Genomic DNA, 24,080 nt, shown 5'->3' with positions numbered 1-24,080 from the left:
TGTGCACGACCAGCGCATTCCCGGCTTCTGACCCAGTGCTTATTCTGAAACCACAAACAACGTCACAGCGTCTCGTAAAGACGCCTGAATGAGGGTTTCAAAATGACCGAATCAAGCACCCGGAAGAAACTGGTCGAGGCCGCTCCCCACGCCTCGTTCAATCTCGACGAGATAGTCAAGACGTTCCCCGAAACCGCCGAAACGCTCTTGGTCGACACTCGCCTGACTGACGAAGACGAAGCCAGTGCCCGTGTCTTTCGGGTATACCACCCAACTCCCGCCCACTATCACGCCACCTGTGACGAGTACCTGATCGTACTCTCCGGCCGCGCTACGTTTTTCATGGGCGACCGTGAAGAGTTCGAGGTGGGCCCGGGAGAAATGCTGTTCTTCAAGAAATTCACCATTCACGGCATGCCGAAAATTCTCGAACACCCGCTGTTCATGGTATCGGTCGATACGCCACGCCGAGATCCGAGCGACATCATCTTCGTCGACCCCTCCAGCGGCACCGCTGAATCATTCGTGCAGGCAAAGCCATGAACAGCCCGGCACTGGAGGTCTTCGCGACATTCCCGGTCGAGCGCCCAGGCAATCCCACGGTATTGCCTGACGGACGCGTTCTCGTCTCGGTGTCGGCCATCATCGCCCCCGACATTTCGGTACGAGCGGTGGCGCAGAACGGCGAGCACTGGGCCTACCCCAATGAGGCATGGGCCGGCAAACCTCGCGAGGACGGGCGTGGCATGTCCGCCGTGATCGGTATCCGCACCGATCCCGAAGGCATAGTCTGGATACTCGATATGGGAAAACCAGAGCAACAGCAACCGCGGCTGATTGCCTGGAGTGATCGTGAGCAACGCCTGCACCGTCTGATCGTATTGCCGCAAAACGTCTTGCGTCCAAGCTCCTTCACTCAGGATTTCGTCATCGATTGGCGGCGCCAGCGCATCTATATCGCAGACATGACCATGAACGCCAGCGGCGCCAGTGACTACCCGGCAATCGTCGTGGTTGACCTGCAGACGGGTCTGTCATGGCGTTCGCTAGAGTGTTACCCGGGACTGATGCCCGGCGATGTGCCTCTGCTCGTTGCTGGCAAACCGCTGGCCCTGCGTACGGCCGAGGGTGAAGTCATTCCGTATCGCTACGGCTTGAACCCGATCGCTATCGACCCATTGGGCCGTTGGGTGTATTTCGGCTCAATGTCGGGACGCAAGGTCTTTCGGATCAACACCGAGAGTCTTGCCCAACCCAACAGCGCGACAGCGTTGGTCGAAGCCGTTGAGTACTGGTGTGAAAAGCCGCATTGCGACGGCTTTGATGTCGACGCCGAGGGCAATATCTACGTGACCGATATCGCCAACAACGCGATCGGTCTGGCGTCTCCGGCGGGTTACCGCGTCCTGGCCCAGGATGATCAATTGCTCGGCTGGCCGGACGGTGTCGAACTCGATGCTCAAGGTAAATGGTTGTACATCACGGCCAACCAATTACATCGTCACCCGTTGCTCAACGCCGGTGAAGATGCCAGCCAGCCACCGTTTCATGTGTTGCGCCTGCGTGTGGATGCACCAATGGGCTTGAGCGAAACGCCATGAACCATAACCGTGTTGCACTCACTGTCATTGCATTATTGTTCATCATCAGCACCGTCGCCCTTGCATTGACCGAGAGCACGTCAGGAGTCGGCATCTGGCTGTACGCCTTGGTGGCGGTTGCCGTCATGGGGGTCTCAAGGTCGATGCCAGATCTCTGGCTCAACTGCCTCTTCGACGCATCGAGTGCTTGGCGGGCGGCCCTGACCCAGCGCCTGCTGACGCAGATGGCAGCACTGGTTTGTCTGCTCTCTGCTCAAACGGTAAGCGGGACAGTATCCACGACGCTCTCGATCACCGGCCTTCTGCTGTTCATTCACACTTTGGTACTGGCGCGCTTGTTTCGGCGCCCGCGACCAGTGAGGCATTGATCCGTGACAGCACAGGCCAGCCAACGATCATCGGTACCCGGGCGTCTGCCGTTGTTAATGGGGCCGGGGTTGTTGGTCGCAGTGGGTTACATGGACCCGGGCAACTGGGCAACCGGTATCGCTGCGGGGGCGCAGTTTGGCTACAAACTGCTGTTCATGGTGGTGTTGTCGAGCCTGGCGGCCATGTTGTTGCAGACACTCGCACTGCGCCTGGGCGTCGTCACAGGTCAGGACCTCGCCCAGACCTGCCGCCTTCGTTACCCCCGCCCCCTCACATTCGCGCATTGGGCGATGGCCGAAATAGCCATCATCGCCACCGATATTGCTGAAGTTCTGGGGGCGGCGCTGGCATTTAAACTGCTGTTCAACCTTCCACTCAGCATCGGCATCTTGCTGACGGCAATCAGTACTTTGATCATCCTGGGCGTAAAGGGCGCTGCCAATGGCCGCGTACAAAGGATCGTCCTGACACTGGTGACGATCATTGTCATGTGTTTGGCCGCAGAACTGGCACTGATCACACTCGATTCAAACAAGTTGCTCCAGGGATTCGTTCCTTCACTGGCCACGCTGGCTGAGCCCGGGGCGCTGTTCATTGCAGTGGGCATCATTGGCGCCACGGTCATGCCGCATAACCTCTATCTGCATTCAGCTCTGGCCCGTTCCACCGGGCGTCTCAACAACAATACGCAGGTCACGCAATCGCTGCGCCGCGGTCGCCACGACACAATTCGCGCGCTGTCGATTGCCGCCGCCGTTCAGGTCGCGATTCTGTTGGTGGCTGCCGCTGTGTTCCATGAAAGTGGCCACACAGAAATTGGCGGTATAGAGCAGGCCCACCAGTTGTTGATGCCCCTGACGGGGGGCGCGTTGTCCGCAGTGCTGTTTGCCCTGGCCCTGCTGGCATCCGGACAAAGCGCAACACTGACAGGCACCCTCGCCGGTCAAGTGGTGCTCGAAGGATTCCTGCAACTGAGGATTTCATTGTGGAAGCAACGTATCGCCACCCGGCTGCTGGCCATCGTGCCGGCGCTATGGGCAATCCTCTGGCTCGGTGATCGTGCAGTCGGCGACCTGTTGGTGTTTTCACAGGTGGTGCTGTCGATACAACTACCGTTTGCCGTTTATCCGCTGATTCGTTTTACCCGCGATAAAACACTGATGGGCGACTTTGCCATATCACGCCCGGTCGCCCTCATGGCCTGGCTGATCTTCCTGCTGATCGGCGCCGCCAATCTGTGGCTGGTCGCATCCATCATTCTCTGAAAAACCCACGAAACAGGTGAAATCATGAGTGAAGTCCACGTCTGGATCGCAATCGAACGCCCCCTCGAACAGGTCTGGTCGCTTCTCGGCGGGTTCGACTGGTTGCCCCGCTGGCTCGATGTGATCGCCAGCAGTACCCTCAGCGACGGAGGGCGATTGCGGCATTTGAAAACCACGAACGGTGCGACTATTGTCGAGCGTCTACTCACATTTGACGAAGATGAAAAGCACTACAGCTATGCCTTGCTCGAGGGGCCTTCACCAGTCATTGACTACGTCGGCAGAATGTCAGCGCAGTCCGACGGCAAAGGTGGAACACTGGCGTCTTGGTCGAGTACCTTCTTGGTCAACGGAGCGGAAGAAACCGAAGTCATCGCTCACTTCGAGTCGCTTTATCGCTCTGGCCTGGAAAGTCTCAAGACCATCATTGAATCCAGCGACTGAAACAAGCAAGGGCTCACCCGCGATCCATGAAGGCTTGCAGGCGCGGCACCATAAAGTCGAGGAACGTCCGGATACGCTGAGGGACATGCTGCCCGCCCTGATAAAGCGCATGGACTTCCTCGCAGTCATGACCATTTTGTGAAAGCACCTCGACCAGGCGACCCGAGGCCAGATCATCGTCGATGTGAAAGTCCGCCAGTCTGGCGATCCCGACACCTGCAATGGCCATGCGCCGAACAGTCTCGCCATTGTTGGCCTGCAGGTTGCCCTGGACGATACGATCCACTATGCGGCCACTTTGGTTCATTGGCCAGACCGGACTGGAACGACGGAAGTTAAAACTCAAACAATTATGTTCGCAAAGATCTTCCAGGGTTTCGGGGACACCGTGCTTTTCCAAGTAGCCCGGTGAAGCAACGATTTTTCGCCGAGCGACCCCTATCTTCCGCGCCCGTAATGTCGAGTCATTCAATATGCCTACCCGGAACGCAATATCCGTCCTGTCCAGGTACATGTCGACGATGTCATCGCTCAAGGACAGATTGATCTGAATGTTGGGATGCGCCTCCCAGAAAGCCGGCAGATTGGGTTCGATCGCCAATGTGCCGAACGCTACCGACGCATTGATGCGCACGGTCCCGCGGGCCTTTTGTGCACCTTGAGCCAACACCCTCTCGACATCATCGAGCTCGGCCAGCAAAGCATGACTGCGTTCGTAGTAAATACGTCCTTCATCAGTCAGTGACAGTTTACGTGTCGAGCGCTCCAGTAGCCGCACGCCCAAGCGTAGTTCCAGGCGAACTATCAGCTTGCTGACCGTCGAAGGTGTCATCAGCATTTGGCGCGCCGCCTGCGAAAAGCTGCCGGCGTCGACAACCCTTACGAAGACCGACATCTCACCCGCTCTGTTATCCACGTATCTATCCTCAGAATGACTCGTGAAAAAATATCACAAGCGCCTGCATGTAAATTATGGATAACAAGGGATAGGGTTCATTTGTCTTTGGAAGTAATTTCACAATTAAAATGCGACCCGCGCTCTGCAGCGATTGCTGGTTCCCTGATCAGTTGTGAAGCGACCTCACAGAACCTGTTCACCCTGACCCCGTTATCAACCAGTCGATCCGTGCTTAACCTCTTTAACACCACCCATTGAGGACAGCAGGCTATGAGCACGTTATTTACCCCATGCCAGACAGGGTTGCTGACACTGCGCAATCGCATCGCAATGGCACCCATGACCAGGGCCCGTAACCCCGATGGCGTTGCAAATGAACTGACCGCGCTTTATTACAGCCAACGAGCCAGTGCCGGGCTGATCATTACAGAAGGCACTCCGATTTCACGTTCGGCCGAAGGTTTTCTGGCCATCCCCGGCATTTATACGACGCCCCAGATCAACGGCTGGCGCAAAGTGACTCAGGCGGTCCACGAAGCTGGGGGCGTTATATTCACTCAGTTGTGGCATGTGGGACGCGTTTCCCATGTCAGCATTCAGCCAGGAGGTATTGCACCGGTCAGCTCGACATCCCGGGTTGCCCGCAACTCGCAGGCCTGGGGTATGACCGAACGTGGAGAACCCGGCCCGGTTGATGTTTCAACTCCGCGTGCTCTCAGCACGCAGGAAGTCAAAGCGGTCATCCGTGACTTTGCCCAAGCCGCCGCCAACGCAATGGAGGCCGGCTTCGACGGAATTGAACTGCATGGGGCAAACGGCTACCTGATCGAGCAGTTTCTCAATCCATTGGTTAATGACCGTACGGACGAGTACCGTGCCGATACTGTCGAAAGCCGTTCACGCTTTTTGCTTGAAGTGGTCGATAGTGTGATTGATCGAATCGGTGCGCAACGTACAGCTGTCCGCTTGTCGCCATTTGGCGGTCTATTTGACATGGGCTTATACGAGGATGTCGAACAGACCTATCTGTATGTTGCTGATCAACTGTCTCGGCGTGGATTGGCGTACGTTCATTTCATGGATCAACTGTCGCGGGGCAGCTCGCCAATCCCCGACAACTTTCTGCAAAGATTCCGCAATCACTATCACGGAACACTGGTACTCGCTGGCGGCATGACCAAAGAACGGGCGGAGAAATTTCTGGATGAGGGTCTGATCGATATCGCTGCTTTCGGTGAACCGTTTATCGCCAATCCCGATCTGGTTGAACGCCTGCGAAATAACTGGCCACTGTTAAAACCCGACCGTGCACTAAGCTACGGCGGCGGAGCTCAGGGGTATACCGATTATCCAACCTACTCGATCAGTTAATGCTCATTGAAGTCTGAGTGACGTTATCCGCCATCTCCTGAGTCAGGAAATCGATCAGTGCCCGGGACGCGGCCGACAACTGCCGATGAGGCGGGTATATCACAGAGAACGGTCGGGACCGTCCGCCCGACTGTTCGAGTAGCGGGATCAGGCGTCCACTTTCAATCCGGTCCCGAACAATGAAGTCGTAGGTCTGGCATATCCCCATACCGTGTTCAGCCAGGGAAACCGTGCCCAGAACATCGTCGGAGACTTGAACACTTGCCTGCGGTATCCACTCACGATCAATCCCGTGCTCGCAAAACAACCAAGGGCCGACCCGACCACTGCTGGGCATCACAAATGGCAGACAGGCATGGTCTGCCAGATCCTCAACACTGAGAGGAGTACCCGCTCGCTGCAGATATTCGGGGGCAGCGACTACGCACAAATTCGCGTCTTCGAGCTTGCGACCGACCAGGCCACTGTCGGGTAATTGTCCGAGGCGAATAGCCAGATCAAACCCTTCGGCCACCAGATCCACATTTCGATTGCTGATGCCCAACTCGATGCGCACTTGCGGAAACTGACGAGTGAAGCGACAGAGAAAGGCTGGCAGTCGGTGATGTCCATAAGTCGTCGGCACGCTCAGGCGCACTCGGCCGTTCAACGCACCCTCCCGGCCATGGATGAGTCGTTCGGCATCATCGATCAATGCGAACGCCGCGCGGGACTGTTCAAGATAAAGCAGACCCGCATCGGTCAGGCTCAAACGGCGGGTCGTGCGTCGAAGTAACTGGACGCCCAGACGTGCTTCCAGTCGGGAGATCGCCCGACTGACCACCGACGGCGTGGTCGCCAAAACCACTGCCCCGGAGCTTAATGAGCCCTTTTCCACCACAGTGATGAAGACTTCGACGTCCGCCAGATAATCGAATCGACGCGTCATATTTGCCTCAAAAGAACAGCTGATTTTCGTGAAGGCCAGTTTATCGCCGACAGAGGCACGAATAAAGTTTCGTCAATGGTCAACACAGTTGATCTGAACCTCCCTATCACTCTGCGGAAATCTCATGCGCCTTATCAATCGACTCGCCCTTGCAATGGCTATTTGCGCCGCTACCGTAAACGCCCAAGCCAGCAACGTACTGATCGTTTTGTCAGACTCAGACCATCTCGACCTCAAAGATAAGAAAGTCTTCGCTACCGGTTTTTATCTGAATGAACTGATGCAACCGGTGAAACTGTTGCTTGATGCCGGGCATTCGGTGACCTTTGCGACGCCGACAGGCAAGGCGCCGACATTGGACCAGTCATCCAACGACAAAATGTATTTCAACAATGACCTGACGGCCCTTCAGGAACACAAGGCGTTGCTTGAGCGGCTGAAAATTACATCGCCGGGCGAATCCCCCGTCATCAGTCTTTCGCGCGTCGAACAGATAGGCTACGCACATTTCGATGCGATCTATGTACCCGGTGGTCACGCACCGATGCAGGATTTACTCCATAACGCAGCGCTGGGAAGACTGCTCAACAATTTTCACGCGACCAACAAGACGACAGCCCTCGTCTGTCATGGGCCAATTGCCTTGCTGTCGACGCTGTCCGACCCGACAGCCTTCACCCGCAAGCTCGAAGCCGGCAACAAAGCCCAAGCATCAGGCTGGATTTATGCCGGATACAAGTTCACCGTCATCAGCAATCAGGAAGAAGAACTGGCCAAAGGGTTGTTGAAGGGAGGCGCCATGAAGTTCTATCCGCAAACTGCACTTGAACAGGCCGGTGGCCTCTACAGCAGTAACAGCACTCCATGGACCTCTAATGTCATCATCGACCGCGAATTGGTGACAGGGCAAAACCCGGGTTCAGCGTTGGATGTGGGCAAGGTTTTACTCCAGCGACTCAAGGACTCACAACCGACTCAAATACGTTGAATGGTTCAGTCACCTGTTCACGGTGAGTTCCGGAACAGTCTCAGCGTCATCAGGTCGCTCGCGGCCGCTTTGGATAGAAAGCGCTGGCAAGAAAGTCAGCGCTAGAACGTCGAAACCTATCTCACAGTACCGAGCGTATGGTCCCGCCCTCAACGCGCATGGCCATGCCGTTGAGCGCCGGCGAGGCTGCCAGGTGGAGGACGCTGCGGGCTACCTCCTCGGGTTCGATCATACGTCTGATCAAGGATGTGGGTTCGGTTTCGTCAAAATAATTCTGGACTACTTGTTGAGCCGAGATGCCTTTCTCTTGTGCGATTTCCTGGTGATAGCGCTTGACCGCATCGGTGCAGGTTGGCCCAGGCAGTATCGAGTTGACCCGCACCGCGGTACCCTTGGTCAACTCCGCCAACGCCCTGGAAATACCCAGAAGGCAAGTTTTCATCGCTCCATAGTGAACCATCCACGGCTGCGGCTTGACCGCTGACTCGCTGCTGATAAACACAATTGAGCCTTGTCCACGCTCAAGCATTGCTTTCATCACCAGGCGAGTCATACGCACGCCGCTCATGACATTGACGTTGAAGTAATGAAACCACTGGGCATCGTCCGTTTCGAAAAAGTCCCTGACTTCGAATATCCCGACGTTATTGATCAGGAAGTCGATGGGACCGTCCTCCAGGGCCATATCAACCAACTGCTGCGCCGCACCTTCCTCCGTTAAATCGGCCACCAGTCCCTTGCTGAAGTCACCCAGTTCTTCAACCGCCGCACTCACTTCATCTGCCGATAACCCGCTAATGACAACCTTCGCCCCTTCGAGAATGAAGCGCTGGGCGATGGCCTTGCCAATGCCTGTCGCTCCGCCAGTAATGAGTGCGGTTTTGCCAGTCAGTTGATAATCCATGGAAGCTGCCTTGTTTTGTTGTTTTAGGCAAAATCTTGCCCCAGGCTCGTAATGAAGTCTTTCAAGGGTTGCAGAAGACTGTTTTAACCAAAAAACGAAAGTGGTTACTTGACCTGCCTTCATTTAGAACTGAGATGTGGAGCAATCCTTTCCAGCAGGAAATCAATAAAAACCCTCACCCGGTGAGGCAGTTGCTGGCCAGGGCCGATAAACACCGCATGGATGGCTTCGGTTTCGCCGCTGTTGAATTGCTCAAGCAGCGGTAACAACCGCCCTGACTCGATATCGGAATTGATGTGGAAGCTTGCAAGTCTGGCGATACCCAGACCAGCCAACGCAGCCTGACGCATGCTCTCACCATCACTGAGTAACGCGTTACCCTTGGGTTCAATCTCAATGCGTTGGCCTGCTGCGTCGCGATAAACCCAAGCCTGCGAATGACGATGAAAACCAAAGCTCAACCGATTATGTCGGTGCAAATCATCCAGAGTTTCCGGCTGACCGTATCGTGCGATGTAAGCCGGCGAAGCCACCGTGATCATTCGGCTTTCACCCAGTCGACGCTGGACCAGGCTCGACTCCTTCATAGGCCCCGTGCGTATCGCGACATCCGCGCGTCGTTCGAGTAAATCCACAACGGTATCGGTCAGTTCCACGTTCAAGGTGATGTCCGGGTAGGCCGCCAGAAATTCAGGCAATTGCGGTAACAAGTAATGCAGGCCAAAAGGAAGGTTGGCGTTGACCTGTATCAGCCCGCTGGGCCTGGACACGTTACCGATATCCCGTTCGGCGGAGTCGATCAACTCAAGAATGCGCAGGCACTCATTGTTGAAGCGTTCGCCCTCCGCCGTGAGTTCCAGTCGCCGAGTGGAACGATGCAGCAAACGGGCCCCCAGGCGTGCCTCCATACGGGCGATCAGTTTACTGACCGCTGAAGGAGACATTTCCAGGCGCCGCGCCGCTTCTGAGAAAGTGCCAGCATTGACCACTCGGGTGAACACTTCCATTTCGCCAGAACGATTGATGTCTTTGAGATTTAGCATGAACTTGATTCACAGATTCTTGTAGTTAAAGCAGTCTAGCTCACAAAAAGCCTCCGTCGTATGGTGATGAGATTCCTTACTCAGGAATGGCTTCGCCTTTCGCTCAGGAAAGGCCAGGCCCAATCAAAATAAGAGGGAGGCAGGACAGTGAAAATTTTCGTTACCGGCGTGACCGGTTACATCGGCGGCTCTGTAGCTAAATACCTGGTGGATGCAGGCCATGAAGTCAGCGGTCTGCTACGCAACCCGGAACAGCGTGGGGCATTGCAGGCTATGGGGATCACCCCTGTGCTCGGCACCCTGGATGACGCCTTCATTCTTACCGAACAGGCGCGTGCTGCGGACGCGGTAGTGAACGCGGCTAACTCCGACCATCTGGCTTCGGTACATACCTTTATTTCAGCACTGAGCGGCAGTGGGAAAGTCCTGCTGCACACTTCGGGCTCGAGCGTTGTCGGTGACGATGCTCGCGGCGCTTATGAGCGCAAGGAGATTTTCACCGACGAAACGCCGTTTACGCCTATGGACATCCGTAAAGACCGCGTCCATATCAACCAGGTCGTAAGGCGAGCAGGTGTTGAACAGGGTATCCGCAGCATCGTATTTTGCCCGACCATGATTTACGGAGAATCCCTGGGTTTGCCTGTGAAAAGCGATCAACTGCCGAAGCTGTTCGAGCAATCGCGAAAGTATGGCGCGGGCGCTTATATCGGTGCCGGTGTACATCGTTGGTCTAACGTGCATATTGAGGATCTGGCAGAGCTCTATCGCCTGGCCATCGAAAAGGCGCCATCTGCCTCCTTGTTCTTCGCAGAAAACGGCGAAGCGTCGTTCCTCGACATCGCGTGCTCCATCAGCAAGTCCCTCGGTTTTGGTGGCGCCATTCAAAGCTGGCCGGCCGACGAGGCAATCGCTCAGTTGGGAGACTGGGCGCGTTTCGCCATCGGCTCCAATAGCCGTGTGCGAGCCGTCAACGCCAGAAACCTGCTGGGCTGGACGCCAAAGCGTGAGTCGATGCTGCAATGGATCGAGACAAGCGGCGTCCAATGGTGATCGTCGCTGCGCGGTTCGAAAGCTCACTTCGGTGAGCTTTTTTGTACCTGTGCAAATTGTCCTTCCGAACACAGCACTCGCAAAAAAAACGTGCGGCCAAGGTCTTCGTCAATGAACACCCTGATCGCACGTGCAGGCTTAAATTGCCTGAAAGGGAAAGCCAGAAATACCGCTACGCGTTCACTACAACGCAGGTATGGATTTACGTCATCAACCCAGAACTTCCAACGCTACACTTTCAATGCCGGCGGCATCGAGTCGGTAGTGCCGGTAGAGATGGGTTGGCGGGGCAATCAGGCTGTACTCGTCGTAGATACCATGCCGGCGAACCTTGACGCCGACGCCCTCCTCCGCGATCACTTCACACACGGCACCGCCCAGACCGCCGATGATGTTGTGTTCCTCAACGGTCAGTATCGCCCGACTATTTCGCGCAGCGGTCAGTACCGCCTCACGGTCTAGCGGCTTGATGGTGGTCATATCGATCACACCTACCGAGCGCCCGGCGGCATTCAATGCCCGCGCCGCTTCGAGGGCCGGATGAACCGTGGAACCGGTGGCAATGATCGTCAGTTCATCGCCGGTCAAATGCACGGTCGCCTTGCCGAAAACAAAGTCCGGAACAGTGTCATACACCACAGGGTCGCGCCCGCGCTGGATACGGAAATAGATCGGTTGTGGGTAGTTGGCCGAAGCAAGAATCGCAGCTTTGAGCTGGTTGCCATCAGCAGGTGCGACGACGGTGATGTCGGCAATCGAGCGCATGATTGCCAGGTCTTCGGTAGCGTGGTGCGAGGTGCCGTAAAAGCCGAGTGAGATTCCGGCGTGGTGACCGATCAGGCGTACCGGGAGCGCCGAATAAGCAACGTCCATACGGATCTGCTCACAGCAAAGCAGTGGCAGAAACGACGCAAAGGTCGCCACAAACGGTTTCATGCCCACCGCTGCCATGCCGGCGGCGGCTGACACCATGTTCTGTTCGGAAATACCGAACTGCACGAATTTCTCTGGATGCAGTTTGGCGAACTTTGAAAGACCGTTGGAGTATTGAAGGTCAGCGGTACCGGCAACGATCGGCTCGCCCCGCTCGACCAGTTCGATCAAGGCATCCGACAAGGCATTCAGGCTCGGTGTCTGGCTATTGAGTTCCCGGTACTGCCAGGAGTTGTTCGACAGAGGTGCGGTATTCATGGGTTAGATCACCTTGCTTTTGATTTCGTCAATTGCACGTTGTGCATCTTCGGGATCGAGATACCCCAGGTGCCAACCTGGTTCAGTCTCCATGTAGGAAACCCCTTTGCCTTTGACCGTATTGGCAATGACGCATACCGGTTGCGTGCGTGTCGTATCGGCTTTGAGGCGACGCAACAGGCTCGTGACCGCAGCGAGATCATGGCCATCTACCACATGGGTCTCCCAGCCGAACGCAATCCACTTGTCCGCCAATGGTTCGATACCGATAACATCATCAACGTTGCCGTCAAGCTGATAGCCATTGCGGTCGATGATCGCCACCAGGTTTGCAGTCTTGTGGTGAGCCGCCGACAGTGCCGCCTCCCACACTTGCCCTTCCTGCATTTCCCCATCGCCGAGCATCACGTAAGTGGTGAATGATTTGCCCAGCATCCGCCCGGCCAGAGCCATGCCCAAACCGCCGGACAGAGCATGACCGATAGAACCTGAGGAAAAATCCACGCCGGGGACTTTGCGCATGTCAGGGTGGTCACCCAGGGGATTGCCGAGGCGCGTGTAGTTGTCGAGAATGTCTTTGGCGAAGAAGCCCCACTCCACCAACACCGGAAACAAGCCGACGGCGGCGTGTCCTTTGCCCATCATGAAACGGTCGCGGTCGGGCCACTTCGGCTGACCGAATCGCAGTTCCATCACGTCGTAATACAACGCAGCGAACAACTCGGCAGCGGAAAATACCGAAGTGTAGTGGCCGACCTTGGCGATCTCGATCAGCCGGATGGTTTCCAGACGGATGAATTGAGCTTTTTCCCGCAGGCGAGCCAACTCCTTTTCGGTCAATTCAAAGGCTTGATCCGCGCTTTCGCGGATATCTGTCAAATCAGTCATATGTCGTATCCAGGCGCATTAGCAGAATTTTGGCCGCACCTGCGATGCGGCCACACATAAGCCCACGGCAATCAGGCGATCACTGCGCTTTCAAACGAGGTGTCATGTAATCGTTGAGGCGAGGCATGACTTGCTGCGCAGTCAGTTGCATCGATCGCCGCCACAGCGCTTCGTCATCCCACTCGTGGAAAGTGGTCATCAACGTACCGAACGGTCCAGTCTGTTCACTGAACGCGACCAGTTGCTCGGTGACGGAATTCACGTCGCCGTAAATCACCATTTCCTTGATGCAATGGTCGACCGTGACTTCCTCGTCGGTCATGTCGGGGCGGGTCTTGAAGATCTTGGTGTAATGGTTGGTGGCAAGGTTATCGATCATGTAATCGAAGTAGCGTCGCAGCGTGCAGCTCTCTTGCGCCAGATAGTCCTCGGCCTGAGCTTGGGAGTCGGCAACGAACACCGAACGAGCCACACGCCAGTTATTGGCGTCGGCTTTGATACCTGCGCTTTCGGCACCCTGACAGTAAGCGAGCCAATGGGAGGCAACCGTGGCGGTCGGGTTGAAGTTGGCGGACATCAGGTCCCAGTCCTTGGTACCGGCAAGTTTCGCAGTGCCGGAAAACGGACTCATGGCCGTGGTTGCCACGCGCGGAAACGGCTTTTGAAAAGGCGTCGGCATGTAACCGATTTCCAGATCGTGGTGCACCGCGTCCTTGAGGCTGACCTGGTAGTGCTCTGAGGAAAAATCATAGGGCGCTTTCGAGTTCCAGATTGCACGTATCATCTCGTAGCACTCGACCATCATCTGCCCACGGTCCTTACCGTTGCTGCCATACACCTCGAAGTCGGAAGCGAGCCCGCCAGGGCCAATGCCCATGATGAAGCGCCCTTTGGACATATGGTCGAACATCGCAGCATCGGCGGCAATTCGCGCCGGGAAATGATGCGGCAAATTCAGCACACCGGTGCACAGTTTCATGCGTTGCGTCAGCGGAATCAGGGTGGACAGAAATTGCAGCGCGTTGGTGATCGGCTCGGTGCGCTGTGACGTGTGTTCACCGACCCAGAGTTCATCAAAACCGACGCTGTCAGCATGGACAGCGCAGGCGATATCCTGATCGTACATCTCGTGATAGTCCCAGCCCTTGTGATGAAGTGGCTGCATGAACATGGCGAGTTTCATGTCGTTCTCCTGCTGCGTTGAGTGATGGGCGCGTTGCGAACAGTTTTCACAACTCACCGTTTTTATGACGAGCGCTCGTTTCGCAGGCGTGCCAATGCCGGCGCTGCAAGTCGCAACGTTCAAGGAATGGGTTAAATTCCGGGGAAGTGAGGCGTCACTTAACGCCTGCAACTCACCCTCAAGTGCTTGACCTGTGTTTTAACTTCCGTGCAACAACCAACCGCCGTCCACCAGCAGATCAATTCCGGTCACATAGGACGACAGCGGTGAAACCAGGAACAGCACCGCATCGGCGATCTCCCAAGGTTCCGCCGCGCGGCCCAGGGCGATGTTGCCCAGCACGTTGTTTTTGCGGTGCTGCTCAAGCAGTTCCGGCTCCAGATTGCCGGGTGTCGCGGTCAGCCCCGGCGACACCGAATTGACCCGGATATTGAAGGCGCTCAGATCTTTCGCGAGGCTGCGAGTCATGGCCATGACCGCGCCTTTAGATGTGTCGTAGGTACAGTGATTGGCCATGGGCCTGTGACCACAAATCGACGACAGGTTGACGATCGCCCCAGCGCTCCGCTGCCTGCGCATCTGCCGTTGCGCCACCTGCGCGCCCACGAATACCGCTCGCGTATTGATCGAGTGCAGCCCGTCCCAGAAGTCCGCATCGACTTCGTCAATGGCCTTGAGCGGATAGATGCCTGCGTTGTTGATCCATATATCCACGCTGCCGAAGCGCTCGACAGCGGTGTCCGCCAGCCTCTGAATATCCGCCGGTTGGCTGACATCGGTTGCTTGAAACGTCACGGGAAAACCAGCCTCCACCAGCTCCCCACTGCGCTCCGGCGCAAGGCTTCCAATCACCACGTTGGCCCCGGCTTCCACCAGTCGCCGACTGATGGCGAAGCCGATACCACTGCCACCACCAGTAACCACCGCGGTTCTACCGGATAAATCAAGAAGCTCGGCAAAAGGCCGGTATGGCAATGCCTGATAGGGTGACGACATGTTAGATGTTCCTCGAAGATTCTCGGTCATCACGCGGTGGCCAGCGTCATGATGCGGTCAGGGGCAATCTGCGGCCGATGCAGGATGCCTTGGGAGCAACCGCGAGCCATGACCATCACCCGATGGGACAATCCGATGACTTCCTCCAGGTCGGAACTGACGACAATCACCGACACACCGGTTTTCGACAGGTCAATGATCAGTTCGTAAATCGCCGCCCGTGCGCCCATGTCGATGCCTCGGGTCGGCTCATCGAGGATGATGACTTTCGGATTGCGAGCGATCCATTTGGCAATCACTACTTTCTGCTGATTACCGCCGGACAACTTGTCGAGTATCTGCCCCGCTACGCCCTTGATCCCCAGGGTCGCGATGCGTTCACGAGCGAATGCCGCTACCCGGTGTCCGGCAATTACTCCACAGGAGCTGAGGCTATCCAGATTGCAGTACGCAAGGTTCTCGGCAATCGTCTGATTCAGCACTACGCCCTCGGATTTTCGATCTTCCGGGATCAACACAATGCCGGCGTCAATCGCCGCCAGCACGTTGTTGGCGGGCAGCGTTCGATCGCCGAGCATTACTTTGCCGGTACTCAGTGCGCTCAATCCGGCAATCGCCTGAACCAGTTCGGTACGTCCGGCGCCGACAATGCCGGCAATACCGAAGATCTCCCCAGCCTTCACTGAAAACGACACATCGTGAAAACGCCCCGCCCTGTCCGATAGTTGCTCGACGCTCAAAACCACCTTCTCCCCAGGGATGGGTAATTCCGGAAACAGGCGATCAATCGGGCGCCCCACCATTTGCGAGACCAGAACGCCGACATCAGCCGAACCGCTGTCGTGCCGCGCAATCAGGTGACCGTCGCGCATCACCACTACCTTGTCAGCGATCCGCGCAATCTCGTCCATGCGATGGCTGATGTAGATGAATGACACGCCTTCCTTTTTCAGCTCCCGGATCTGCTTGAACAGCAGTTCGGTTTCGTCTTTGCCCAACGCGGCGGTTGGCTCATCGAGAATCAACAGCCGCGAGTTGAGCGTCAGCGCCCGCGCGATTTCCACCAGTTGCTGTGCAGCGATTTTCAGCTGGCGCACCGGCGTCTCCGGCGAGATGTCCAGGCCGAGACGGCGCAGTTGTTTCTCGGTTTCACGGAACATGGTCTTGCGGTCAACAATGCCGTTTTGCGTGGGTAAATGACCAAGGAACACGTTCTCCGCCACACTCAAGTCGGGCAGCAGATGGATTTCCTGGTGGATCATGTTGATCCCCTGCGCCATGGCAGCGCCCGGCCCGTTCGGCGCATAAGGTTCGCCGGCAACAAACATCTCGCCTTTCGATGGCGTCAGCGCTCCGGCGACGATCGAGGAAAAGGTGGATTTTCCCGCGCCGTTTTCGCCAAGCAGAGCGACCACTTCTCCATAGCCAATGTCGAGGCTGATGTCTTCCAGCACCCTGACCGAGTTGAAAGACTTGCCGATATTGCTCGCGCGAAACAAAGGCGCCTGGTGGGTCTTGATGACTGTCATGACGTGCCCTCCTTCACCGGACTCACGGGTGCTTCTCGAGGAAGGTTGCTGCGTTTTCCCGGGTAGTTACAAAGGCTGGCAACAACTGGGTCTTGGTTACTTGTTTGCCTTGCTGGAGATCGACGGCGGTACGCAATGCGGTACGCCCCATCTCCACGGCTTGCTGCGTTATGGTCATGTCCATTTTTCCATCACGAATGGCCTCCAGGGCAGATGGCAAACCGTCATAACCGAAAACCCAGACCTTGTGATCGATGTTGGCCACTTTTACCGCCTGTGCCGCACCCAGCGCCGGAGCATCGGAACGCCCGATGAACACATTGATGTTCGGGTTCTTCTGCAGCATGTCCTGGGCGACCTTGAAGCCGTTTTCCTGCAGCCAGTCAGTGGGCTTGTGGTCGACGATCTTCATTTCAGGTACCTCGGACAACACCGCATCCAGGCCTTTGGCACGGGCCACTTCAGTGGAGTCGCCCAAGGTGCCTTGCAGCAGACCGATTTCGGCCTTGCCGCCCGTCAGCTGGATCATCTGCCGGGCCAGTTCACCTGCGGCTGCCAGGTTGTCCGTCGAAACATATGCGTCGCACTCGACGTTTTTCGGAAAGTTGTCAATGCAGATCACCGGCACACCCTGCTGTCTCGCCAGACGCACTGGCACGGCCGAAGCGGCACTGCCGGTAGCGGTGTAGAGCAGCACGTCGATTTTTTTACTCAGCATGTCCTGAATCTGGCTGACCTGCCGCGCCGGGTCGGCCTGGGCATCAGCTACCAGCACATTTTTGATACCGAGGGTACTTGCCTGCTCCATGACACCATCGCGAACCATCAGATAGAACACCCACTGGAGGCTGGGGATCGACATTCCCACAGTGATTTCATCCAACGCCTTGCTTTGTGCGTGAGCAGTCATCGACATCAGGCCGCCGAGCAACGGCAACCACAGAAAACGTAGCGAGAAAACAGCACACAGCTTCATGTTTTTATCCTTCTAATCGTGTGTGTAGACGGGGATTCTTTTGAAGCGTGATCCGGACTCAATCAGTCTTGCGCTTGAGTAAATCGAGCATTACCGCGAACGCGATGACCGCGCCGATGACCACTTGCTGGACGAAAGGAGAAATACCCGCCAAGTTCAAGCCGTTGCGCAAGACGCCGATGATCAACACGCCGATGATTGTGCCCACCACGCTGCCTGCACCGCCTTTCAGGCTGCCTCCGCCGATCACAACGGCGGCAATCACATCAAGTTCATAACCGACACCTGCGCCGGCGCCGGCAGTGTCCAGACGCGACGTCATGATGATGCCGCCCAGTGCCGCGCAGATGCCGGAGATGATGTACACCGCGCTGGTGTACCCCTTGACCCGGATGCCGGCGAGCTTGGCCACTTTGCTGCTCCCACCGATGGCATACAGACTTCGTCCTGAGACCGTAAATTTGAGGACGAACCAAAACACCAGCGCCAGCACCACGAAGCAAGTGACCGTCAGCGACAGCACACCCCCGTAACGAATCACCGAGAGATTGCTGAACCACTCAGGGAAACCGCTGACCTGAGCACCGTCTGTGACCATGTAGGCCAAACCACGAGCGACCGACATCATCGCGAGTGTTGCAATAAATGAAGGCAGGCCCGCTCGCACGACCAGTAAGGCGGTTGTCGAACCACACGCTGCACCCACGGCGATCGCAGCAAGCATGGCCGCCCACATTGGCAGGCCCAGGACCTGTTCGAGCCAGCTCATGACCATGATCGCCACCGCCAGAACGGCCCCCACGGACAGATCGATACCACCGATCAAAATCACTAGGGTCATGCCCAAGGCCATGATGCCCAGTACGGTCACTTGATCCAGTACATTAAGCAAGTTGCTCAGGGTCAGAAAGCTATCGGTAAAGAAGGTCAATACCGCACATAACAACAACAGGCCGACCATAGGGCCAGCGATACTGGATTCCAGACCAATCCACTTTGGAATTGCTCCGGAGAGTCGTGCCTTTGCCAACAACTGGTTGTTCATACCCACATCCACTTCTTATTTAATTGTTATAAGATCGAGCAGTGCATCAATTACGACTTAGTGACCGAGCTGCCGATAGCGGCCTCCCATATAGAGGAGAGGCTCTTCCAATGGCTGCGTAATCACATCTATGACGTTTCCTATAAACACCGTATGTGAACCGTGTTCTATCTCCTGCACGACTTCGCAAAAAATCGCCGCCTGTGCATCGGTCAGATACTGGATGCCATGCACGCCGGTGCGCCAGTCGCCTTCCAAGAATCGCCGTTCGCGCAAATCGGGTTGACTGAAGATTTTGCAGATCGGCTCATGCTGAATTTGCAGCATATTCACGCAGAAGAGCCCGGAACGCTTGATGATCGGCGAGGCACTGGCGGTGCGGTTAACACAGATCAGTGCCGAGGCGGGGTCCATCGATACCGAGGAAAAGGCAGTCGCGGCCAAGCCGTGGGACTGACCGTCATCATCGAGTGTGGTGATAAGGGTTATTGAAGAGGCGAAGCGGCCCATTGCCATTTTGAACTGACCGGCCAGGTCTATTGAAGGGGCGGTCTCTTGATATTGAACACGCATAGCATAAACCCTCTTTTTATTGTGACTCACAGGCACTGACTTGCATTATTAACAATCAATCGGACTTTTCTATTCGATTTTAGGGAAATGACTATTCACTGATGCCGAAAGGTGAACCCAACAACAAACATATTTGAATTCGCTTCACAGGCGTACTCAAAGCCCCGTCCCAAAGCACTTGCGTATCACAACGACTTTTCGCTTTCACTTTGAATTTGTGGTTTTTACTGAATAATTGACTGATACTTTTCTGAAAACAAAAACAACTTCCACGAGACAAGATTCCCATGGTCGATCGATTGCAAGACATGCGGCTATTTCGCCTCGTCGTTCAGACAGGTTCCCTTTCAACAGCGGGTCGGCAGATGGGCCTGTCACCTGCGGCCATGAGTGGTCGACTCAAGGCGATGGAGGACTTTTATGGATTGCGGTTGCTCAAGCGCAACACGCGAAGCCTGAGCCCTACCGCCGAAGGGCAACTGTTGTTTGAAAACGCCCGGAAAATTCTTGAAGAGGTCGACACCCTCGACAGCATCATCAAAAACGGCCACAGTGATGTACTTGGCACCATCGGACTGACGTGCCCTACCGATCTGGGCCGGCAGTGGATTAGCCAGTTGGTCGACAGTTTTATCAGCGAAAATCCTCATATCGTCATTCGCCTTTTCCTCACTGACCGCGTACTGGATTTTGTTGAGTCCGGGTCAGACATTGCGATCAGGTTCGGCGACCTTCCGGACAGCTCACTTATCGCCCGCTCACTCGGAGTGGACCGCCATATCGTTTGCTGCTCTCCACAATATCTTCAGCAGCACGGTGCACCGCGCACCCCTGAAGATCTGCAGCATCACAACTGCCTGGTACACCTGAGTGCGGATTTCACGCTTGATCGCTGGAAATTCATGGACAAAGGGGTGCCGACGACCATTCAGGTCAAGGGTAACCGGATGGCCAATGACGGATTCACGTTGCGTCAATGGGGAGTGCAAGGCCTAGGGATCATTTGGAAGTCAGTCTGGGAGGTGGCAGATGACCTACACGCCAAACGGTTGATCCCATTGCTTGAAGACTATCAATGCCCGAGCACCGGTTTTCATCTGCTGACCGAGGGGGGGAAAAAGCTACCGTCGCGCGTAAAGACGTTCGTCGAATATGCCGTGCAGTACTTTAAAAACCTCGATACACCGTCGCGATACAATCTGCCGGCACCTTAACCTCAATGTGATCGCAATCAGCAGCGCGTAGTGACTTCAGTCATTCGGACTGGTAACACAAGCATCCCGTCATTGCTCAAAAAGCTTTTTGAGGGGAAGCACCTTCATTTACTCGCTTGCTGCATGTGCTCCAAGGCCCGGTTTAGATTGGCATCCACTTTCAGCAACAATTTGTGCAATAGCATTTGTTCTTCAGCACTTAAACCCTCAAGCGCCTGGCTGCATGTCTGATCCATCACTCGTTTGGCTTTGGGCAACTGACATGTTGCCAGTGCTGACAGCGAGATCAGCCGACTGCGGCCGTCTGCAGGATCGAGTACACGCTGAACCAACTCATCACGCTCCATACGACTGAGCAGTTGCGCCATGCTGGGTTGCTCGACTCGAACGGCTCGGGCCAATTCTCCCTGTGAAATCGCTCCGAAGTTTTTGAGTGTGACCAATACGGGCAATTGGCTGACGGTAAGGCCAAGTTCTCGAAGCGGTAAGTCGACCAGGCGCGAAAAGCTCCTAGACACCATCCCTATTAGCCTCATGGGGTTTTTATCCAACACATTTGACATGCATAGGCACCTATATTAAATGTATAGGCACCTATCTTAATGGCTGGCTTTCATGCATTCAAATCCACGCATTGCGATCATTGGCGCAGGCCTCGGCGGACTGACGCTGGCTCGTATTCTTTACTTGCACGGTATTGTCGCCACTGTGTACGAGCGGGATGTTCACCCACTTTCACGGCCTCAAGGTGGTTCGCTCGATTTGCACGAGGACTCGGGGTTGCTGGCGCTTGAACGCGCCGGATTGAGAAATGAATTTCAAGCTGTCGCCCGCTACGAAGATCAAGGCATGCGGCTCCTGACCAAGAACGGGCAGCTGCTTTTCGATGATCAAAACCCAAGTGACGGCAATCGACCCGAAGTGGATCGCACAGCTCTGCGTTCTCTGCTGCTGGACGCTTTGCCAGCGACGATGATTCGTTGGAACTGTGCATTGTCGGAATTGGAGGAAGCCGGGGGCAACTGCTGGAACCTCTCGTTCGGCCACGGTAACGAGGGTCCTTTTGATTGCGTGGTCGGCGCCGATGGCACTTGGTCACGTGTGCGGCCTTACCTCTCGACATACGAGCCGCAATACAGCGGGCTGTGCTTTGTAGAGTTTGGCATCGATGATATTGACCGCTTGCATCCTGATTTGGCTACGTTGGTAGGCCGTGGAATGTTGAATGTACAAGGTGATGGCAAGGCCCTCATAGTCCAGCGAAATGGCAATGCCCATGTCCGTGGGTATGCAATCTTTCGCGTGCCGATGGGGTGGGTCGAGAGGAAATTTGACTTCAAATCAGCACGCGCCGTGCGCGGGGGATTGATTCAAGAGTTCGCCGGGTACTCCGAGAATATTCTGGGTCTTTTCCGGGCCTGTAACGATGACTTCGCCGTTCGCCCGATTTTTGCCCTGCCCACGGGCCATTCTTGGGTACATCGTCCAGGCTTAACCCTGATCGGTGATGCAGCTCATGTAATGTCGCCGTTTGGTGGCGACGGTGTGAATAACGCCATGCTTGACGCCGCCGAACTCGCGGATTTGCTGATCAAGCGTCGTTCGTCCGATAACGCCGTAGCAGAGTACGAACGAATGATGTTTGACCGTGTGGTCGCATCTGCCAAAGGTGCAGCAGAGGGAGCGGCTACCTTTCTTTCTCATGATGGGCAAGCACTGGCTCTAGCCATGTTTCAGAGCCATCAAGGCCCCCGGCATTGACCTCCATTCAGGCAACGACAGCATCCATATCAATCGTGCGTTTTGCTCAAGACTCTTGTGCATGTTGACACATTTTTCTCCAGTGGGGAGCGGCCGATACTGGCGGCATTCACACATTACGTTGCCTGGTATCACATAAGGCGCAGGAGATCTGATGAACTCGCACTTTCAACGATTGCTTGGCCCGGGAGACTTTTCCCTCGGCCTGGAACTGCCACTGGACAATGACTGGTCGACAACAGGCCAGCGCCTGCGTATAGCGGAGGATCGTCCTTTCGGCGTCCCTGACCTCAAGCAACATGCACAACTGGCGCAATTGGCCGACAGCAGCGGCTTTCGAGCACTGTGGGTGCGGGATGTTCCGATGTACGACCCGCATTTCGGAGATGCAGCGCAAGTATTCGAGGCCTTTTCCTACCTGGGCTATCTGGCTGGTATTACCAAAAACATCATGCTGGGCACTGCGGCGGTCGTGTTGCCGCTTCGACAACCGTGGCTGACTCTTAAAGCTGCCAACAGCATCGACGAACTGAGCGATGGTCGTCTGTTACTGGGAGTGGCCAGTGGCGACCGTCCGATGGAATACCCGCTGTTCGGTGTCGATTACGACCAGCGAGGAGCACACTTTCGCAGCGCTGTAGAACTGCTCAAAAGTCAGGGCAACGGACGCTTGCCTGAAGGTGTTCAACTCCTGCCACAGCGCCAGGAACAAGCTCCCCTGCTCGTCGCCGGGCTTGGTCAGCAATCACCCGAGTGGATAGGAAAACACATGGATGGCTGGCTCGCTTACCCCGGAACAGCGCAAGAACATCGCCGGCGTGTCGGGCTGTGGCGAGAAGTCGGCGGCGACAAGCCTTACATCACGTTCCTGCACCTGCACCTTGAAGCCGATCCTCATTCGCCAATGAAACCCGTGCGCTTCGGCGGACGAGGCGGAAGGATGGCCCTCATTGATGAATTGGAAGCACTGCGTGAAGCAGGTGTGCAACACGTAGGCCTGCATCTTCGTCACAACACGCGCCCGGTTGCCGAGGTGATTGAAGAAATTGCCGAGTACGTATTGCCCAGGTTTCACGACGCTCGGTAAAACAACACCGGCAGCTCACTTACACCTTGAAATTGGCAATTAGCCCGTGCAAATCACGTGTCATATCAGCAACCTGATTGCTGATATTGACCGTGCTGAGTGTCTGCCCTGCCGTGGACTCGCTCAGCGTTTTTATCTCTAACGTATTCTGCTCAACGTCTTGCACAACATTCGCCTGCTCCTCAGTAGCTGAAGCAATCTGAATATTCTGATCGATGATGAGCGCCATACCGCAGGTAATGTCATCAAAGTAGCCGGCTGCCCGGGACACCTCCTCCACCGTTGTAGATGCGTTGCCATGACAACTGCGGATGATCGAGACCGCGTTGAGTACCTCGTGTTGCAACCGGGTAATGTTAGCGTGGATCTCGCCCGTCAGCTTATGGGAGTGAATCGCCAGGCTACGCACTTCATCGGCGACCACCGCAAATCCCCGACCCTGGTCACCAGCACGTGCTGCCTCGATCGCGGCATTGAGTGCGAGCAGGTTTGTCTGCTCGGAAACACTCTTGATGAGTCCTACCGCTTTTGAGATGGCCTGACTTTCGCTTTCCACCGCTTGTATGGAAATCATTGAGTCGTTCAGTTCCTGGAACAGATTATTGATTCCCGTCACTGCCCGGCCAACCTGGACGGTACCGTCGCGACACTTCTGACCTGCCAGGCTAGCTTTGTCGGCCGTTGTATGGGAACTGACGCTGACCTCTTGTACGCTACGGACCAACTCCACCATTGAGGCTGCAATCAACTCTAGCCTGACAGCTTGCTGTTCT

Annotated in this window: 25 protein-coding genes; 11 read left to right on the top strand and 14 right to left on the bottom strand. The window is 55.8% G+C overall.

The window, feature by feature from the left end; genetic code table 11:
* The first annotated feature begins 102 nt into the window (after positions 1 to 102).
* From OC71_RS02860 to OC71_RS02840, 5 genes are read left to right on the top strand one after another with little or no spacing between them, the layout of a single operon-like run.
* Entirely contained in the window at positions 103 to 543 is a 441-nt protein-coding gene (locus OC71_RS02860; protein ID WP_041063913.1) for a cupin domain-containing protein, read from the top strand.
* The gene (locus OC71_RS02855; protein ID WP_041063912.1) at positions 540 to 1,601 is read left to right on the top strand and encodes an L-dopachrome tautomerase-related protein; all 1,062 of its coding nucleotides are present in this window, start codon (positions 540 to 542) and stop codon (positions 1,599 to 1,601) included. The genes OC71_RS02860 and OC71_RS02855 overlap by 4 nt, the downstream gene beginning before the upstream one ends.
* Positions 1,598 to 1,969, top strand: a complete 372-nt coding sequence (locus OC71_RS02850; RefSeq protein WP_041063910.1) for a hypothetical protein — start codon at positions 1,598 to 1,600, stop codon at positions 1,967 to 1,969. Before OC71_RS02855 ends, OC71_RS02850 begins: the two co-directional genes overlap by 4 nt.
* A 3-nt stretch (positions 1,970 to 1,972) precedes the next feature.
* Entirely contained in the window at positions 1,973 to 3,235 is a 1,263-nt protein-coding gene (locus tag OC71_RS02845) for an Nramp family divalent metal transporter (RefSeq protein WP_041063908.1), read from the top strand.
* 24 nt (positions 3,236 to 3,259) lie between these two features.
* On the top strand, positions 3,260 to 3,679 hold the full coding sequence (locus OC71_RS02840) for an SRPBCC family protein (protein WP_041063906.1): 420 nt from the start codon (positions 3,260 to 3,262) through the stop codon (positions 3,677 to 3,679).
* 13 nt (positions 3,680 to 3,692) lie between these two features.
* Here the strand turns inward: OC71_RS02840 and OC71_RS02835 are convergent, their stop codons facing one another.
* Complete coding sequence (locus tag OC71_RS02835) at positions 3,693 to 4,574, bottom strand: LysR family transcriptional regulator (protein WP_256198908.1); 882 nt, start codon at positions 4,572 to 4,574, stop codon at positions 3,693 to 3,695.
* Between the two features lie 273 nt (positions 4,575 to 4,847).
* On the opposite strand from OC71_RS02835, the gene OC71_RS02830 reads away from it, so the two are divergent.
* Positions 4,848 to 5,948, top strand: a complete 1,101-nt coding sequence (locus OC71_RS02830) for an alkene reductase (RefSeq protein WP_041063902.1) — start codon at positions 4,848 to 4,850, stop codon at positions 5,946 to 5,948.
* On the opposite strand, the gene OC71_RS02825 is transcribed toward OC71_RS02830, so the two are convergent.
* Entirely contained in the window at positions 5,941 to 6,876 is a 936-nt protein-coding gene (locus OC71_RS02825; RefSeq protein ID WP_041063900.1) for a LysR family transcriptional regulator, read from the bottom strand. The genes OC71_RS02830 and OC71_RS02825 overlap by 8 nt on opposite strands.
* A 124-nt stretch (positions 6,877 to 7,000) precedes the next feature.
* On the opposite strand from OC71_RS02825, the gene OC71_RS02820 reads away from it, so the two are divergent.
* Positions 7,001 to 7,864 (top strand): type 1 glutamine amidotransferase domain-containing protein, encoded by an 864-nt coding sequence (locus OC71_RS02820; RefSeq protein ID WP_041063898.1) that lies wholly within the window; start codon positions 7,001 to 7,003, stop codon positions 7,862 to 7,864.
* A 121-nt stretch (positions 7,865 to 7,985) separates the two neighbouring features.
* Here the strand turns inward: OC71_RS02820 and OC71_RS02815 are convergent, their stop codons facing one another.
* Both OC71_RS02815 and OC71_RS02810 read right to left on the bottom strand, forming a co-directional pair.
* A complete protein-coding gene (locus OC71_RS02815) occupies positions 7,986 to 8,768 on the bottom strand; it encodes an SDR family NAD(P)-dependent oxidoreductase (protein ID WP_041063896.1) in 783 nt (260 codons plus the stop codon).
* A 119-nt stretch (positions 8,769 to 8,887) separates the two neighbouring features.
* Positions 8,888 to 9,811, bottom strand: coding sequence for a LysR family transcriptional regulator (locus tag OC71_RS02810; RefSeq protein WP_041063894.1), 924 nt, complete (start codon positions 9,809 to 9,811; stop codon positions 8,888 to 8,890).
* A 147-nt stretch (positions 9,812 to 9,958) separates the two neighbouring features.
* On the opposite strand from OC71_RS02810, the gene OC71_RS02805 reads away from it, so the two are divergent.
* Entirely contained in the window at positions 9,959 to 10,864 is a 906-nt protein-coding gene (locus OC71_RS02805) for an NAD-dependent epimerase/dehydratase family protein (protein WP_041063892.1), read from the top strand.
* A gap of 210 nt (positions 10,865 to 11,074) precedes the next feature.
* On the opposite strand, the gene OC71_RS02800 is transcribed toward OC71_RS02805, so the two are convergent.
* The 8 genes from OC71_RS02800 to OC71_RS02765 all read right to left on the bottom strand — a co-directional run bounded on the left by OC71_RS02800 (position 11,075) and on the right by OC71_RS02765 (position 19,245).
* On the bottom strand, positions 11,075 to 12,055 hold the full coding sequence (locus tag OC71_RS02800) for a transketolase family protein (RefSeq protein WP_041063890.1): 981 nt from the start codon (positions 12,053 to 12,055) through the stop codon (positions 11,075 to 11,077).
* Positions 12,056 to 12,058: 3 nt separating this feature from the next.
* Positions 12,059 to 12,943, bottom strand: a complete 885-nt coding sequence (locus OC71_RS02795) for a transketolase (protein WP_041063888.1) — start codon at positions 12,941 to 12,943, stop codon at positions 12,059 to 12,061.
* Positions 12,944 to 13,022: 79 nt separating this feature from the next.
* Positions 13,023 to 14,126, bottom strand: coding sequence for an LLM class flavin-dependent oxidoreductase (locus OC71_RS02790; RefSeq protein WP_041063886.1), 1,104 nt, complete (start codon positions 14,124 to 14,126; stop codon positions 13,023 to 13,025).
* Between the two features lie 198 nt (positions 14,127 to 14,324).
* A complete protein-coding gene (locus tag OC71_RS02785; RefSeq protein WP_052510574.1) occupies positions 14,325 to 15,122 on the bottom strand; it encodes an SDR family NAD(P)-dependent oxidoreductase in 798 nt (265 codons plus the stop codon).
* A 29-nt stretch (positions 15,123 to 15,151) separates the two neighbouring features.
* Positions 15,152 to 16,651, bottom strand: a complete 1,500-nt coding sequence (locus OC71_RS02780; RefSeq protein ID WP_041063884.1) for a sugar ABC transporter ATP-binding protein — start codon at positions 16,649 to 16,651, stop codon at positions 15,152 to 15,154.
* Between the two features lie 22 nt (positions 16,652 to 16,673).
* Positions 16,674 to 17,627 carry a sugar ABC transporter substrate-binding protein gene (locus OC71_RS02775; protein ID WP_052510573.1) on the bottom strand — a complete coding sequence of 318 codons (954 nt, stop codon included), beginning with the start codon at positions 17,625 to 17,627 and terminating at the stop codon, positions 16,674 to 16,676.
* A 58-nt stretch (positions 17,628 to 17,685) separates the two neighbouring features.
* Positions 17,686 to 18,672 carry an ABC transporter permease gene (locus OC71_RS02770; RefSeq protein ID WP_041063881.1) on the bottom strand — a complete coding sequence of 329 codons (987 nt, stop codon included), beginning with the start codon at positions 18,670 to 18,672 and terminating at the stop codon, positions 17,686 to 17,688.
* A gap of 57 nt (positions 18,673 to 18,729) precedes the next feature.
* Positions 18,730 to 19,245 (bottom strand): flavin reductase family protein, encoded by a 516-nt coding sequence (locus OC71_RS02765; RefSeq protein WP_041063879.1) that lies wholly within the window; start codon positions 19,243 to 19,245, stop codon positions 18,730 to 18,732.
* A gap of 287 nt (positions 19,246 to 19,532) precedes the next feature.
* Between OC71_RS02765 and OC71_RS02760 the strand changes: the two genes are divergently transcribed.
* Positions 19,533 to 20,459: a LysR family transcriptional regulator gene (locus tag OC71_RS02760; protein WP_041063877.1), complete on the top strand. Its 927-nt coding sequence runs from the start codon at positions 19,533 to 19,535 to the stop codon at positions 20,457 to 20,459.
* Positions 20,460 to 20,563: 104 nt separating this feature from the next.
* On the opposite strand, the gene OC71_RS02755 is transcribed toward OC71_RS02760, so the two are convergent.
* Positions 20,564 to 21,022, bottom strand: coding sequence for a MarR family winged helix-turn-helix transcriptional regulator (locus OC71_RS02755; RefSeq protein ID WP_041063875.1), 459 nt, complete (start codon positions 21,020 to 21,022; stop codon positions 20,564 to 20,566).
* A 52-nt stretch (positions 21,023 to 21,074) separates the two neighbouring features.
* On the opposite strand from OC71_RS02755, the gene OC71_RS02750 reads away from it, so the two are divergent.
* Positions 21,075 to 22,220 carry an NAD(P)/FAD-dependent oxidoreductase gene (locus tag OC71_RS02750; RefSeq protein WP_041063873.1) on the top strand — a complete coding sequence of 382 codons (1,146 nt, stop codon included), beginning with the start codon at positions 21,075 to 21,077 and terminating at the stop codon, positions 22,218 to 22,220.
* Between the two features lie 154 nt (positions 22,221 to 22,374).
* Positions 22,375 to 23,307, top strand: coding sequence for a TIGR03571 family LLM class oxidoreductase (locus OC71_RS02745; protein WP_041063872.1), 933 nt, complete (start codon positions 22,375 to 22,377; stop codon positions 23,305 to 23,307).
* A gap of 19 nt (positions 23,308 to 23,326) precedes the next feature.
* On the opposite strand, the gene OC71_RS28640 is transcribed toward OC71_RS02745, so the two are convergent.
* Positions 23,327 to 24,040 carry a methyl-accepting chemotaxis protein gene (locus tag OC71_RS28640; protein ID WP_371260336.1) on the bottom strand — a complete coding sequence of 238 codons (714 nt, stop codon included), beginning with the start codon at positions 24,038 to 24,040 and terminating at the stop codon, positions 23,327 to 23,329.
* Between the last annotated feature and the right edge of the window lie 40 nt (positions 24,041 to 24,080).

The organism is Pseudomonas sp. W15Feb9B (genome assembly GCF_000828175.1).
In the GTDB taxonomy this organism is placed as follows: Bacteria; Pseudomonadota; Gammaproteobacteria; order Pseudomonadales; family Pseudomonadaceae; genus Aquipseudomonas; species Aquipseudomonas parakoreensis.
The sequence above is the reverse complement of the archived record's forward strand: the minus strand, read 5'-3'. Positions and strand labels throughout refer to the sequence as shown.

What these genes read in the sequence shown, in the direction of transcription:
- OC71_RS02860 (WP_041063913.1), top strand. Translation starts at nt 103, where the DNA reads ATGACCGAATCAAGCACCCGGAAGAAACTGGTCGAGGCCGCTCCCCAC.
- OC71_RS02855 (WP_041063912.1), top strand. Translation starts at nt 540, where the DNA reads ATGAACAGCCCGGCACTGGAGGTCTTCGCGACATTCCCGGTCGAGCGC.
- OC71_RS02850 (WP_041063910.1), top strand. Translation starts at nt 1,598, where the DNA reads ATGAACCATAACCGTGTTGCACTCACTGTCATTGCATTATTGTTCATC.
- OC71_RS02840 (WP_041063906.1), top strand. Translation starts at nt 3,260, where the DNA reads ATGAGTGAAGTCCACGTCTGGATCGCAATCGAACGCCCCCTCGAACAG.
- OC71_RS02835 (WP_256198908.1), bottom strand. Translation starts at nt 4,574, where the DNA reads ATGTCGGTCTTCGTAAGGGTTGTCGACGCCGGCAGCTTTTCGCAGGCG.
- OC71_RS02830 (WP_041063902.1), top strand. Translation starts at nt 4,848, where the DNA reads ATGAGCACGTTATTTACCCCATGCCAGACAGGGTTGCTGACACTGCGC.
- OC71_RS02825 (WP_041063900.1), bottom strand. Translation starts at nt 6,876, where the DNA reads ATGACGCGTCGATTCGATTATCTGGCGGACGTCGAAGTCTTCATCACT.
- OC71_RS02820 (WP_041063898.1), top strand. Translation starts at nt 7,001, where the DNA reads ATGCGCCTTATCAATCGACTCGCCCTTGCAATGGCTATTTGCGCCGCT.
- OC71_RS02815 (WP_041063896.1), bottom strand. Translation starts at nt 8,768, where the DNA reads ATGGATTATCAACTGACTGGCAAAACCGCACTCATTACTGGCGGAGCG.
- OC71_RS02810 (WP_041063894.1), bottom strand. Translation starts at nt 9,811, where the DNA reads ATGCTAAATCTCAAAGACATCAATCGTTCTGGCGAAATGGAAGTGTTC.
- OC71_RS02800 (WP_041063890.1), bottom strand. Translation starts at nt 12,055, where the DNA reads ATGAATACCGCACCTCTGTCGAACAACTCCTGGCAGTACCGGGAACTC.
- OC71_RS02795 (WP_041063888.1), bottom strand. Translation starts at nt 12,943, where the DNA reads ATGACTGATTTGACAGATATCCGCGAAAGCGCGGATCAAGCCTTTGAA.
- OC71_RS02790 (WP_041063886.1), bottom strand. Translation starts at nt 14,126, where the DNA reads ATGAAACTCGCCATGTTCATGCAGCCACTTCATCACAAGGGCTGGGAC.
- OC71_RS02785 (WP_052510574.1), bottom strand. Translation starts at nt 15,122, where the DNA reads ATGTCGTCACCCTATCAGGCATTGCCATACCGGCCTTTTGCCGAGCTT.
- OC71_RS02780 (WP_041063884.1), bottom strand. Translation starts at nt 16,651, where the DNA reads ATGACAGTCATCAAGACCCACCAGGCGCCTTTGTTTCGCGCGAGCAAT.
- OC71_RS02775 (WP_052510573.1), bottom strand. Translation starts at nt 17,627, where the DNA reads ATGAAGCTGTGTGCTGTTTTCTCGCTACGTTTTCTGTGGTTGCCGTTG.
- OC71_RS02770 (WP_041063881.1), bottom strand. Translation starts at nt 18,672, where the DNA reads ATGAACAACCAGTTGTTGGCAAAGGCACGACTCTCCGGAGCAATTCCA.
- OC71_RS02765 (WP_041063879.1), bottom strand. Translation starts at nt 19,245, where the DNA reads ATGCGTGTTCAATATCAAGAGACCGCCCCTTCAATAGACCTGGCCGGT.
- OC71_RS02760 (WP_041063877.1), top strand. Translation starts at nt 19,533, where the DNA reads ATGGTCGATCGATTGCAAGACATGCGGCTATTTCGCCTCGTCGTTCAG.
- OC71_RS02755 (WP_041063875.1), bottom strand. Translation starts at nt 21,022, where the DNA reads ATGTCAAATGTGTTGGATAAAAACCCCATGAGGCTAATAGGGATGGTG.
- OC71_RS02750 (WP_041063873.1), top strand. Translation starts at nt 21,075, where the DNA reads ATGCATTCAAATCCACGCATTGCGATCATTGGCGCAGGCCTCGGCGGA.
- OC71_RS02745 (WP_041063872.1), top strand. Translation starts at nt 22,375, where the DNA reads ATGAACTCGCACTTTCAACGATTGCTTGGCCCGGGAGACTTTTCCCTC.
- OC71_RS28640 (WP_371260336.1), bottom strand. Translation starts at nt 24,040, where the DNA reads ATGGTGGAGTTGGTCCGTAGCGTACAAGAGGTCAGCGTCAGTTCCCAT.